Source organism: Pantoea sp. JKS000250 (genome assembly GCF_003201065.1).
GTDB classification, from domain to species: Bacteria; Pseudomonadota; Gammaproteobacteria; order Enterobacterales; family Enterobacteriaceae; genus Pantoea; species Pantoea vagans.
Map to the genome: position 1 here is coordinate 983,100 of NZ_QICZ01000001.1, position 13,017 is coordinate 996,116.

Genomic DNA, 13,017 nt, shown 5'->3' on the forward strand with positions numbered 1-13,017 from the left:
AGACTCTCCTTTTAGCACAGGCGCGTATTCAAACACCGCCAGCATCGGCTTTCAACTCCATGCTGAAAGCGAACGCGGTACTTTCGATAAAATTGCGGTAAAAAGTGCGCTGTTCCGGTAATATATCGCCTTTTGAAATGAGCTTAGACGACGATATGGCACAATCATCACGCTACAGTGACGAACGCGTGGAACAACTCCTCGCGGAAATGGCCCAAATCCTGCACAAGGATAAAGCCCCCACCGACCTCTCCCTGATGGTACTGGGAAATATGGTGACCAACTTAATTAACAGCGATGTCGCTCCGGCGCAACGTCGTTCACTGGCACGCTCTTTCGCCGATGCCCTTCAGGCATCTGTGCGCGACGACAACGCTCATTAATTGGCTGATTTGACTTCATAATATGGTAACCAACCGGCAGCGCTACCGCGAAAAAGTCTCCCAGATGATCAGTTGGGGGCACTGGTTTGCTCTGTTTAATATCTTATTCGCGCTGATTTTAGGCAGTCGCTACCTGTTGGTCGCCGACTGGCCTTCTTCGCTGGCGGGGCGTATCTACGCCTATACCAGCTGGGTTGGCCACTTCAGTTTTGTCGTGTTTGCCGCTTATCTGCTGATTATTTTCCCGCTGACCTTTGTGGTGATGTCGCAACGGCTGATGCGGGTGTTATCTGCGGTGATTGCGACGTCCGGGCTGACGCTGGTGATGGTCGACAGTGCGGTCTTCAGCCGTTTCCACCTGCACCTGAATCCGGTGGTGTGGGAACTGGTCATTAACCCCGATCAGAGCGAGATGGCGCGTGACTGGCAGCTGATGTTTATCAGCGTGCCGCTGATTTTCCTGGTCGAGATGCTGTTTGCGACCTGGAGCTGGCAGAAGCTGCGCAGCCTCAATCGCCGTTCATTTGGTAAACCTGTCGCAGCTCTGTTTATCAGCGCCTTCTTTGCCAGCCACCTGATGTATATCTGGGCCGATGCCAACTTCTATCGCCCGATTACCATGCAGCGAGCCAATCTGCCGCTCTCCTATCCGATGACCGCCCGCCGCTTCCTGGAACGTCACGGCTTGCTGGATGCGCAGGAGTATCAGCGCCGTCTGGTTCAGCAGGGGGATCCGGAAGCGCTGGCGGTAGAGTATCCGCTGAGCGACATTACTTTCCGTGACGCCGGGACACGCAATAACCTGCTGGTGCTGACCGTCGATAGTCTGAACAACGCCACGCTGGCCAAAGCGCTGCCGCAACTCAATCAGTTTGCCAGCGAGAACGTGCGTTTCACGCAGCACTACAGCGCGGGTGATACGCCGGAGAAAGGCTTATTCGGCCTGTTCTACGGTATCTCCTCCAGCTACATGAACGGCATTCTGGCCTCCCGGACGCCGTCTGCCCTGCTGGGTGCATTGAGTACCCAGGGTTATCAGTTTGGCCTGTTCTCCTCAGAAGGCTTTAATCCGCCGCTCTACCGCCAGGCATTGCTGACCGATTATTCACTGCCTGCCACCAGCAGTCAGCCCAACGCCAGCACCGTGGCGCAATGGCAGAACTGGCTGGAGAAACAGAAAGATTCACAGGCGCCCTGGTTCTCATGGATCGCCCTGAACGGCCCTGATGTGACCGGCGACAGTGCCAAAGCGCGTCAGCGCAGCTATCTGCGTCAGGCTCCGGCTGTTGATGAACAGATTCACGCGGTGCTCAGCAGCCTGCAGGCACGTGATTTGCTGAAGAACACCGTGGTGGTGATCACCGCGCAGCGTGGTCTGGCGCTGGATGGCAATCCTGACAGTGCCGGAAACCGCCAGACGTTGCAGGTGCCGTTAGTGATTCACTGGCCTGACACCCCCGCGCAGACGGTTGATCGCCTTTCGGATCATCAGGATGTGATGGCGACGCTGATGCAGCGCCTGCTGCATGTGCGGACCAATCCGGTGAATTACTCGCAGGGTGAAGATCTGTTTGCAGCGCGTCGTCGCCATGACTGGGTCGCCAGCAGCGAAGAGAATAAACTGATCATTACCACGCCGCAGGTGACGCTGGTGCTCAACAACAACGGCAGCTATCGCGCTTATGATGCGCAGGGCAACGCGCTTAAAGATCACAAGCCAGAGCTGGCATTGCTGTTGCAGGTACTCACCGAGGAGAAGCGGTTTATCGCTAACTGATTAATTATCAGGCAAATAGTTTGCGGGTATCTTGCATTCATGACGATAACCAGTAGACTTATCTTCCAGTGTTCGGCACGTAGCGCAGCCTGGTAGCGCACGGTCATGGGGTGTCCGGGGTCGGAGGTTCAAATCCTCTCGTGCCGACCAAATTCCCTGAAAAGCAGCCCAAAAGGCTGCTTTTTTCGTTTCTGTCGTCAGACTTTAACTTCCCTAGCACGTCCAGCAATCCGATCTATACTTCAAAACGTGTGGGTAACAAGAGGAGAGTTCATGACATTCATCGAAAAAGACGATCCAACCGAAGCACCTGAGTCCGGCGATAAGCAACCTTCCCCGCCAGACGAAAAGTAACCCACAGGGCCGCGTCTGACGCGGCCTTTCTCTGTCGCTGCTTCCCATTGCTTAATATTCAGATTAATCCCGAACGGGGTTAACATTCCTCATGTAATCATCAGGTTAAAGCTTGCAAAAAAGCCTGATCCGCCTCATAAAAGTAGCCACCCGCTGCGCTTTTTCATCAAACTGAAACAAAAATGTCACAGAAAATAACTACCCTGAACTCCCCAGAAATTGACGGATAATTTTTATGGCGATCAAAGCGAAAAGCCTGAAAGATGCAGAAGCGTTACTTCATTCAGGCATTAGCAAAGTGGAACTGGCGTATGACATTGGCAGCGACGATTTCTTTCGTCTGGCGAGCCACTGGTGCGACCGGGGTGCACGCATCAGCAGGGGTCACCACCATTTCGTTGTTTCTCTTAAAAGTTTTGCCATTCCTCCCAACGACTGATTGCGGCGGGCTGCTTGCCCTGAACCATCGCGCCTGATTAAATGCCTTTTTGGGTTCTGATGATGGTTTCGCATGCGCTATCCCGACCTGCCGCTGCCGCCTGTTGCAGGCGGCTTTATCCTTTCCTGTCATCTTAACCACAGCGATCCTTTGCTGGCGGTGAGTCACTTTGACCCACAAAAATATCATGACGCGCTGGCTGTCGAATGGGGTATTCCACTGCCCGCCCGACTGCAGCAGGCGGTCAATAAAAGACGTGCGGAATATCTTGCCAGCCGGTTACTTGCCCGGTCAGTAATGGCAGAACTGGGCATTAATGATTTCATTCTGACTAACGCTCCCGACCGATCTCCCCTCTGGCCTGCCGGCATTCAGGCGTCACTGTCACACAGTAGTGGTGTCGTCGTCGTGGCGGCTACCCGTCAGCCCTGCGCAGTTGGCATTGATGTCGAGCAGTTGATGTCAGAGACCACGGCACAGGAAACGGCAACGCTGCTGATGAACGAGCAGGAACAGCAGCTGTTGCGGACGCTGCCCGTCTCCTTCAGTGCGGCCGCCACCCTGCTCTTCTCGCTCAAAGAAAGCGTATATAAAGCGCTATGGCCACAACTGCATCAGCCGATGGACTTTCTGGATGCGGCACTGGTGTCCGTAGATTTCGCGCAGAAAACTGCCACGCTGAGCCTGACTCAGCACGTCGGCGAGCGCTTTGCGAGGGGGACGTTACTGCAAGCGGACTTTATGTGGCAGGAGAATCAGGTCATCACCCTGATCACGCATCAGCTTTAAAAAACCGGCTAAACAAGGGTATTTAGCCGGGGTAAACACAGACGAAAGAAGACGTTTCAGGATGGCAGAAACCGACGTTTCTGCTGATTGCTAAAGTAGCCTTTCTGACGCGCAGCACGCCAGTGCGCTTTTCTGCTAAGTTTTGCCAGCTGCCGTCAAAGCCCGGTGTCGGTGCGCTTGACCGAGTCGAGCGTGGCGAGATCGCGCTCATTACCGGTCAGCTCCGTTAACTGGCCTTCGCGCATCTCCAGCAGCCGGTCGGCATGAATGAAGTAGTGATCGTCATGGCTGATGGCAAACACCGTTTTACCCGCCTGCTGCAACCACGGCAGCAGCTCGCGATAAAAGATGCGGCGAAAATGGGGATCCTGATCGGCCGCCCACTCATCCAGTAACAGCACATCGCGCTCTTCCGCCACCGCCAGCAGCAGCGCCAGTCGCTTACTCTGCCCTTTAGATAGCCGCAGGTTCAGCACTTTGTTGCCTTCAATCTTCAGTTTGTCCTGCATCTTCAGCCGCTCCAGCCACTGCTGAACCAGCGCCGGATTAGCCGCAACCCCTTCCCGTCCGATTAACCGGTCAAACAGATGCAGGTCGGTAAAGACTGCCGAGAACTGGCTGCGCCACACATCCAGCTCGTCAGCCGTGATCGCTTTACCATCAAGCAGCAGCGTGCCGGACTGCGGCTGATAAAGTCCGGTCATCAGCATCGCCAGCGTCGATTTCCCGCTACCGTTGCCGCCAATCAGGAACACCAGTTCTCCCCGGCGCAGCGTCAGGTTAATTGGTCCCACCTGGAAGCCATTATCACCATAGTGAAAAGAGACGTCGCGCAGCTCCAGTGTCTGCCAGTCAGAGACGGCAGATGGGGCATGAAACCCGGGCTGATAAGGCGCGAGGTCAAAGGCGTTGAGCTTACGGAAAGCGACCTGGGCACTGAGCAACGTCGGTAACGCACCCACCGCCGAGAGCAGCGGCGTGCGTAAGAAAAGCAGCGTCAGGGAAAAGGTGGCGGCGACGGCGGTATTAGCCCAGCCCAGGCTGTTAGCCATAAAAAAGACCATGCCGATAGCGCCTAGCGTCATGATATTTGACCAGTTAACCGCACTGAGATGGTAAGTATCCGCGCGTACAATATGATGACGCCAGGCGCGGGCATCTTCCTGATACACGGTGTCATAGACCTGCTGTGCACGGGAGCGGTTAAGCTGCAGCTCTTTGCGCCCTTCAATCACCGTCTGGTAATCGCGATAGAGGTTATCTTCGATTTCCCGCAGCTTTGCCATGTGCTGATACACGCGTGAAACCAGCATCCAGCCGCCCACCAGCGTGACACCCAGCCAGAGACTGGTCACCAGCAGCATTTTGGGCGACAGCCAGGCGAGATAAATTGCCGAGCCAAGCGTAATGATGACGCCCTGAAACAGCTCCGGCAGGCGTACAAAGGCCAGCGTAATCGCCCGCACATCGCTCGTCAGCCCCGCCAGCAGCTGCGCACTGCCGAGTTGCTCGATGCGCTCAACCCGGGAATCGAGGATACGCTTAATAAACTCGCCGCGCAGTCGCCAGACAAACTGATGGCCAAGCATCGTCAGCGCCAGCTGCGAGGCCAGCGTCACCGCCATCAGCACCACTAACTGCAACAGAAACTGCGGCAATACCGCAAAGGAGGTGTTAATGGCGACAATCATTTCGCGATTAATGAAGGCGATCATGCCGATACCCAGCACGGCGCTTAACAACGTCAGCGCAATCACCCCGAGAAAAGGCCAGCGGAACTGGCGAAAAACAACGCTTAACAACGTCATGCAGGCAATCCATCAGCTAAAAACAGCCTGCAGTGTAATGGGATGCCAAATGATAGCAATAGTTATTCTCACCACGCCATAACCGGCGTGGCGGGTCAAAAGGCGCGGCGAAACGTCAGGTTATAACGCCAGGGACCGGCCAGCGGATGAACGCCTGGCTTTAGCGGCAGGATGCCGTGATAACGCAGGCGCGACGGCCCGCCCCACACCACAATATCGCCATGTTCCAGCAGCACACGCTGAGTCGTGTCGCCGCGCTCGAAGCCGCCAAACTGGAAAACCGCCGGCAAGCCCAGCGACACCGAAACGATAGGCTGGCGCAGATCTTTCTCATCTTTATCCTGATGCAGCGTCAGCTTCGCGCCCGGTTCATAGCGATTAAGCAGGCAGGCATCCGGATTAAAGTCAGGAAATCCTGCCTCTGATGCCGCCTGCTTTGCCAGAGTACGAAACAGCGGTGGCATGGGTGGCCATTGACGTCCGTTGAGGTTGTCCTGCTGCTGATAATTGTAGCCACGTGAATCCACCGACCAGCCAAAATCGCCGCAGTTGGTCATCGCCACCGACATGCGATGGCCGCCGGGCGTAATGCGATGGGCAAACGGGTTCTGTTCCGCAATCGTCATGATCTGCTGATAAAGCGCTTCTGCCTCTTCGCGCGCGCGACGCCGCAGGATCACAGCTCCTTCAGCCAGCGGCTCCTGCCAGGGTTGCTCTTCACTAAAAAGATCTAACATCAGGGTTCTCCGGATTTGTCGGGGATCAGGAAGGCAGCAAACTGTGGCGACATCCAGCTGGCAAATTTATCGCCCTGCTTACTAATCAGATAGACCGCCAGATGCTCTTTTATCGCCAGTGCTTTGGCTTTTTCAGTGCCGAGTACCATCAATCCGGTATCCCAACCGTCGGCTTCCAGTGCCGTAGTGGCGATCACCGTGGCGGAGACCAGTTTATGCTCAATGGGCCGTCCGGTAACGGGATCGATCACATGAGAAATGCGCTTGCCGTCCAGTTCATAATAGTTGCGATAACTGCCGGAGGTGCTGATACCGTGTCCCTGCAAATCAACGCGCGCCTGAACCGCATTTTCGCGATCGGTCGGTTTCTGAATCGCCACACGCCACGGCTGCTGCTGCGCATTCAGACCACGACTCAGCACCGCACCCCCGACCGACACCAGATAGTTGTTGATGCCGAGCTGCTCCATCAGCCGCGCCAGATGATCGGTAGCGAAGCCCTCGCCCACCGTTGAGAGATCCACATAAAGGTCAGGCAGATCTTTCTGCAGCCACTGCCCGTCTGCACCCTGCACCACCCGCAGATGCTGTAACCCGGTCTGCGCCCGGGCGGCAGCGATCTGTGCCGCATCCGGCGTATGACCAGGCTGTTTCGTCGGCCCAAAACCCCACAGGTTAACCAGTGGCCCGACGGTGATATCCATCGCCCCGCCGGTTTGGCGGCCAATTCGCAAAGAGGTGATGACAATATCCGCCATATTTTCACTCACCGGCTGCGGTGACAGCTCCCGGCTCTGGTTGAAGCGCGATAGCACGGAATCGGCTTTCCAGGTTGAGAGTTCAGCATCATCCGCGTCCAGCCGCTGCTGAATGCGCTGCTGCAGCTCCGCTTTACGTTCGCTCTCTACTCCCGCCAGGCTCACACGCCAGACGGTCCCCATCGTTTTTCCTTCCAGTACCAGTGCGGTTGTTGCCGCTGGCTTATCACAGGCTGCTAACATCAGTACCAGTATCGCTATAAACAGCAGATTAATCTGAGAACGCATCTTCCCTCACTTGTAACACTTTATTCAGCTCTGCTACAAAGCATAAACTTCGGGTAAATTAGCTTAAATAGCGTTGAATATTTTTCTGAATCACGAGAACATTCACCGGTCATCTATCCTGACCCCGCCTCCCGACAGGCGATAAACATTAATTCAAAGTAAGGAGCTACAGATGATTTATGCGATTCTCGTTATTGCCCTGGGTCTGTTTGTTTATGGAAGTTATAAAGTGGTCGAACAGCGTCGTCATCGTCATATGACGCCTTCCCGGCCGCGCCATTAACAGGCCTGGCTGCACCTGATTGGGGCAATGCCTCTCTGACGCGCGCGGCAAGTGTACCAAAACGGGCGCGCCGTCTGTGGCTGTGAGAGCGGTAAAGCTGGCATGAATTCTGCACTGTTGAAACAGTGTTTATCTCTGAGAGGTGCAGAATGAAAAATTCACAGAAGTGGCCAACAGCATGGCATCACTGGCTGAGCTTTTCAGCCTTTACGCTGGCAGGTGTCGCATTTGAAGGTGCACGATTCGGCAGTGTTGTGTCGTCGGTAACAACAGCACCAGAACCCACAAAGTGGCAAAAGGCTGAAGCGCTCAGCCCGGAAGGTGATGCAGGAGCGCAGCGGTAACTGCGCTCCCTGACAACTCAGAACATTTAGAACTGGTAAACCAGACCCAGTGCCACCACGTCGTCGGTATTGATACCGGCTGCGTCGGTGAAGGCGTTGTCGTCCAGCAGGTTGATCTGGTAATCAACATAGGTAGACATGTTTTTGTTGAAGTAGTACGTCGCGCCAACATCGATATATTTTTTCAGATTCTGTTTGCCCCAGTTCTGAACATCGGTGCCGCGTGAGGTGACATAGGCCAGGGATGGACGCAGGCCGAAGTCAAACTGATACTGTGCAACCAGTTCCCAGTTATCCGCTTTATCCGCATACCCGTAAGCTGAAGAGGTGTCACTGCTGTCACCAAAGCGGGTCGCATTGTAAGCACGTGAGTACATCGCTGCCAGATAGACATTGTTCGCGTCATATTTCAGACCGCCTGTGTACACTTCCGCTTTATCGCCGCGGCCAAGAATACCTGACGTTGCGCTGTTCTGATCGTTGGTACGGTCAGACTGGAAAGCTGCTGCGCCAATGCCGAAGCCCTGACCCAGATCATAGGTGGTGCTCAGACCCCAGCCGTCGCCGTTCTGGCCCAGTACGTCGCGGCCATTAGGTGATTCGCTGCTGTTGCCATTCTTGCCCTGATACTGGACTGCAAAGTTCCAGCCATCCACCAGACCAAAGAAGTTATTGTTGCGGTAGGTCGCCATGCCGTTACCGCGCTGATACATGAAGTTATCCGCGCCATAGGTATCGCCACCAAACTCGGGCAGCACGTCGGTCCATGCGCCGATGTCGTAGGCTACGCCGTAGTTACGACCGTAGTCGAACGAGCCTGCATCCCCAAATTTCACGCCGGCAAAGCCGACACGGGTGAAGCTGTCAGCAGTGCCCTGAGACTCGGCGTTGTTCAGCGCGGCCTGATATTCCCACTGGCCGTAACCGGTCAGCTCATTGCTGATTTCGGTTTCACCTTTGAAGCCGAAGCGAACGTAGGATTGGTCGCCGTCAGAGCTGTCGTTATCAGAGAAGTAGTGCAGACCGTCAACTTTACCGAAGAGGTCTAATTTGTTGCCGTCTTTGTTATAGATTTCAGCTGCGTTTGCTGATCCTGCTGCAACCAGCAATGCAGGGATCACCAGGGAGAGAACGCGACGTTTCATTTTATTACCCTCTGTTATGTGCCTTTATTATTTGCCACTGCGAACTGAATGATTAAAAATTCAGCCGGCAGGCCATTGTTGTTATATAACGGGCAATAATCCACCAGGAAAATGCTACTAAATTTCCAAAAGTGTTTCATAAGTCGAAACAGTTATTTCTTAATGTAAATACCGGGGAACTAATAACCAGCACGGATCGATAAAAATCAGCGCACGAATCGTCAATCTCAATTGGTATTCTTTGTTATCAACAGGTTGCATCAGACCTTTATGAAGCACTGAATGATAAAACTTTTGCGGGATCTGGTAATAGAATAGACTCCGCTATCATCATTTATTCCATTATTACCTTCATTCTCCCCGAATGAGATGTACAACTTATTATTTCCCGCCGGACAAATCGTCCGGCATTTTTTTGTCTGAAATTTGCCGTTCCGTTATATCTGCGTAAACTTTCTTAAGCGGGTTAAATTAACTCTGCCTTACTTCCGCACAGAGTGTTAAATCGCGCACGCTTTGCACACGGAATGATGAAATATCCGCCATGTTAATTTATCACCGTAATTAAGCAGGCGGAGAGTGGGAATGGTGCTGATTTTCAGCGCTCGCGTAGCGATTCTTTGACTTTATTCAGCGGCTTAATCAGATAGTCCATGACCGATTTCTGACCGGTTTTAATCTCCACGTTGGCCACCATACCCGGCACAATCGGGAATTTTCGTCCGGCACGGTTGGTCAGCTCCGCTTTCTGGGTACGAACGTAAACACGATAGTAATATTGATCGCGTTTTACCTCATCCTGCAGGGTATCGGGCGACACCGTTTCAACTTCGCCGGGCAGGTCGCCATAGATAGAAGAGTCATAGGCGGTCACTTTTACGGTGGCGGCCAGACCGGGGCGGATATAGGCGATATCACGTGGATTGATGCGCGTCTCAATCAGCAGCTGATCCTCCAGCGGCACGATTTCCATCAGCTTACCGCCTGGCTCCAGTACGCCACCGACCGTGGTGACCTGAATATCTTTGACGATGCCGCGTACCGGCGAGTAGAGCGTAGCACGCGTCAGCTGATCCTCTTTGCCCGCAGCAACCTGCAGTTGTGCATCCAGTTCGGCATTGTTTTTCACCTGCTCTTCATGGGCACGCACCAGATAGTCGTTACGCGCCTCATCAATTTTACCGCGCAGATCGCTGACCTGACGGCGCAGACGAATCACCTCGACCTGTCCTGCCGCGCCCTTAGCCACCAGCGGTTCCGTCAGCCGCAGTTCATCCTGTACCAGTTTCAGCGACTGCTGCAGGTTACTGATGGTTTCGGTGAGATTACGACGACGCGATTCGTAGAGCTGCCGTTCGCGCGTGACCAGGTTCGGCTCCTTCAGGGTTTCGGCGCTGAACGTCAGCGGCGTGCCCGACAACTCCGCCTCAAGCCTTTCGGATGAGGCACGCAGCGTGCGCACTTTGGCCTGCGCTTCGCCGAAGTTGGACTGGAAGCGCGTCGGATCGAGCGTCGCCAGCACCTGCTCTTTCTCAACAATATCGCCCTCATGCACATTCAGCTGTTTGACGATGCCGCCGTCCAGGCTGTCAATCACCTGCGCGCGGCTGGAAGGTGTTACCTTACCTGTGCCGACGGTCACCTCATCCAGAATGGCGAAGTGCGCCCAGATAAGAAAAATCGCCAGCGCGGCGGTGCAGAGCCAGATAATTGCCGATGTCCGGCGCTCATGACGGGCAAGATCTTTATCAACAATAACCAGACTCATGCAGCATCTCCTTTCCCTGGCGTCGCTGGCGTCGTCGCACGGCGCAGGATCTCGTCACGCGGACCATCGGCCACAATCCGGCCGTTATCCATCACCACAATCCTATCAACCATCTTCAGCAGCGCCGGGCGATGCGTCACCAGCACCAGCGTCCGGCCACTGATCCAGCCCTGTAGCTGACGGATCACATGTTCCTCCAGCTGTTCATCCATGGCCGCAGTCGGCTCATCCAGCAGCACCACCTGCGGCTGCCGCAGGATCATCCGGCTCAGCATCACCATCTGACGCTGCCCGCCTGACAGCCCGCGTCCGCCTTCATTGATAATACGATCCAGACTGGCGGCATCCTGCTGGACCAGCGACAGCGCGCCGCTGATGCGCAGCGCCTGCAGCATCTCCTGTTCGCTGGCGTGGGGATTACCCAGCATCAGGTTCTGCCGCAGCGTGCCAAAGAAGAGACGGGAATCATGCGACAGCCAGCCGAGCTGACGGCGTAAATCGACAGGATCGATACACTCAATGTCGACGCCATCGACAATGACTTTGCCCTGAGTGGCCTGCGCCTGACCGGCCAGGATCTTCAGGAGCGTCGACTTCCCTGCCCCGACTTTGCCCAGAATGGCAATCTTCTCGCCGGGCTTGATCTGCAGCTGCTGCACGTGGAGCACATTTTTTTCATTCTCTTCGTCATAGCTGTAATGGACATTGCGCAAATCGTACTGGCCGGTAAGCGTCGGACAGTGCGCCAGCGTGGCGGCTTCAGGCTGATCGAGCGGCTTTTTCAGCAGCTCATCCAGTCCTTTCATCGCCATTTTGGCGTGCTGCCAGCGTGAGAAAACCATGGTCAGCTGCATTAATGGGGCGATGGTGCGGGATGAGAGCAGGCTACAGGCAACCAGCGTACCGGTGGTGATTTGCGAATCGAGCACCAGATAGACACCAAACACCAGCATCCCCGCATAGGTGAGCTGCTGCACGGTCGATGCCCAGCCGGTAAGGCGTGCGCCCCATAACCGCTGCTGATTGCTGATTGAAGCGCTGACTTCGTGGGTCTGTTCCCACTGACGCTGGAAATAGGGTTCTGCCTGCAGCGCCTTGATATCCTCAATCCCTTCGATGGTTTCCACCAGCACCGCATTGCGCAGCGCGCCCTCGCGCAGCCCCTCTTTGGCCAGCCGCGCCATCGGGATCTGCACCAGCAGGCCGGGAATAACGATCAGCGGGATTGCCGCCAGCGGGATCAGCACCAGCCAGCCGCCCACAAACGACATGATAAACAGGAACAGGATGACAAACGGCAGATCGGCTGCTGCACCCACCGTGGTTGAAGTCAGCAACTCACGCACCTGGTCGATCTCACGCAACTGCGAAATAAAGGAGCCGGTCGATTTTGGCCGCGCCTCATTACGGATGCTCATCGCCCGGGCAAACAGCATGGCGGAGACTTTGAGGTCGATGCGTTTGCCCATTAAGTCTGACACCTGAGTTCGCATCAGCCGGATCACATACTCAATGGCTGCGGCGATCAGCACCCCGACAAACAGTACCCACAGCGTGGACTGCGACTGCGCCGGAATCACCCTATCGTAGACCTGCATCGAAAAGAGAATACCGGCCAGCGCCAGCACATTACTGATCACCGAGGCCAGCGAGATCTCGGTAATACGGCGACCCATGCCACGAAAGTTTTTCCAGAACCAGTGCGGCTCATAGGGCTGAACAAATTCGTCGATACGCGCATCCCGGCCACGCGCCGCCACGCCAATCACGCCGACATCGCCCTGAGCGCGCGTCAGCAGTTCCGATAAGGCGCTTTCACGCACCACATCGCCGCCTTCACTGAGCCAGTAGCGTGCGCTGCCGTCAGAATCGATATTCTCCAGCACCGCCACGCTGGCATTTTCCAGCACCAGCACCACCGGGGTGATCTCCTGACGCCAGCGCAGTTTGTTCTGCGGCACCATGGTCAGATGCAGTCCGAGCAGCCCGGAAAGCCGCTCCAGCTGCTGCGACACTGGCAGATGTTCAAACCAGCGCATCTGCTGACGCAGGGTTTTACCATCGGCAGGTTTACCGAATCGCGCGGCGACGCGCAGCATGGCGGCAATCCAGTTATCGGTATTCAGGGTTGAAGTACTCATTAT

12 protein-coding genes and 1 tRNA gene are annotated in these 13,017 nt (G+C 55.2%); 7 read left to right on the plus strand and 6 right to left on the minus strand.

From position 1 onward, the window contains the following. The first annotated feature begins 155 nt into the window (after positions 1–155). From BY447_RS04800 to BY447_RS04820, 5 genes are all read left to right on the plus strand, one after another. Positions 156–383 carry a YejL family protein gene (locus BY447_RS04800; RefSeq protein ID WP_010248348.1) on the plus strand — a complete coding sequence of 76 codons (228 nt, stop codon included), beginning with the start codon at positions 156–158 and terminating at the stop codon, positions 381–383. 22 nt (positions 384–405) lie between these two features. Next, a complete protein-coding gene (gene yejM, locus BY447_RS04805; protein ID WP_110330667.1) occupies positions 406–2,160 on the plus strand; it encodes an LPS biosynthesis-modulating metalloenzyme YejM in 1,755 nt (584 codons plus the stop codon). 73 nt (positions 2,161–2,233) lie between these two features. Continuing rightward, positions 2,234–2,310, plus strand: a tRNA-Pro gene (locus tag BY447_RS04810). 439 nt (positions 2,311–2,749) lie between these two features. Further along, positions 2,750–2,953, plus strand: a complete 204-nt coding sequence (locus BY447_RS04815; protein ID WP_003854174.1) for a hypothetical protein — start codon at positions 2,750–2,752, stop codon at positions 2,951–2,953. Positions 2,954–3,025: 72 nt separating this feature from the next. Further along, entirely contained in the window at positions 3,026–3,742 is a 717-nt protein-coding gene (locus tag BY447_RS04820) for a 4'-phosphopantetheinyl transferase family protein (RefSeq protein WP_013358543.1), read from the plus strand. Between the two features lie 155 nt (positions 3,743–3,897). Here BY447_RS04820 and BY447_RS04825 read toward each other — a convergent pair whose 3' ends face one another. The 3 genes from BY447_RS04825 to apbE all read right to left on the minus strand — a co-directional run bounded on the left by BY447_RS04825 (position 3,898) and on the right by apbE (position 7,333). Then, positions 3,898–5,550, minus strand: a complete 1,653-nt coding sequence (locus BY447_RS04825) for a multidrug ABC transporter permease/ATP-binding protein (protein ID WP_013358544.1) — start codon at positions 5,548–5,550, stop codon at positions 3,898–3,900. Between the two features lie 95 nt (positions 5,551–5,645). After that, positions 5,646–6,287 (minus strand): DNA oxidative demethylase AlkB, encoded by a 642-nt coding sequence (gene alkB, locus BY447_RS04830; protein ID WP_033783711.1) that lies wholly within the window; start codon positions 6,285–6,287, stop codon positions 5,646–5,648. Further along, positions 6,287–7,333, minus strand: a complete 1,047-nt coding sequence (apbE, locus tag BY447_RS04835) for an FAD:protein FMN transferase ApbE (RefSeq protein WP_013358546.1) — start codon at positions 7,331–7,333, stop codon at positions 6,287–6,289. Before apbE ends, alkB begins: the two co-directional genes overlap by 1 nt. A 172-nt stretch (positions 7,334–7,505) precedes the next feature. Between apbE and BY447_RS23360 the strand changes: the two genes are divergently transcribed. Further along, on the plus strand, positions 7,506–7,616 hold the full coding sequence (locus BY447_RS23360) for a hypothetical protein (protein WP_013358547.1): 111 nt from the start codon (positions 7,506–7,508) through the stop codon (positions 7,614–7,616). A 149-nt stretch (positions 7,617–7,765) separates the two neighbouring features. Continuing rightward, complete coding sequence (locus BY447_RS04840) at positions 7,766–7,960, plus strand: hypothetical protein (protein WP_013358548.1); 195 nt, start codon at positions 7,766–7,768, stop codon at positions 7,958–7,960. Positions 7,961–7,986: 26 nt separating this feature from the next. Here the strand turns inward: BY447_RS04840 and ompC are convergent, their stop codons facing one another. The 3 genes from ompC to BY447_RS04855 all read right to left on the minus strand — a co-directional run bounded on the left by ompC (position 7,987) and on the right by BY447_RS04855 (position 13,014). Continuing rightward, positions 7,987–9,105, minus strand: coding sequence for a porin OmpC (gene ompC / locus BY447_RS04845; protein ID WP_110330668.1), 1,119 nt, complete (start codon positions 9,103–9,105; stop codon positions 7,987–7,989). Positions 9,106–9,703: 598 nt separating this feature from the next. After that, a complete protein-coding gene (locus tag BY447_RS04850) occupies positions 9,704–10,873 on the minus strand; it encodes an HlyD family efflux transporter periplasmic adaptor subunit (protein WP_110330669.1) in 1,170 nt (389 codons plus the stop codon). After that, positions 10,870–13,014 carry a type I secretion system permease/ATPase gene (locus BY447_RS04855; protein ID WP_110330670.1) on the minus strand — a complete coding sequence of 715 codons (2,145 nt, stop codon included), beginning with the start codon at positions 13,012–13,014 and terminating at the stop codon, positions 10,870–10,872. Before BY447_RS04855 ends, BY447_RS04850 begins: the two co-directional genes overlap by 4 nt. Positions 13,015–13,017 lie beyond the last annotated feature (3 nt).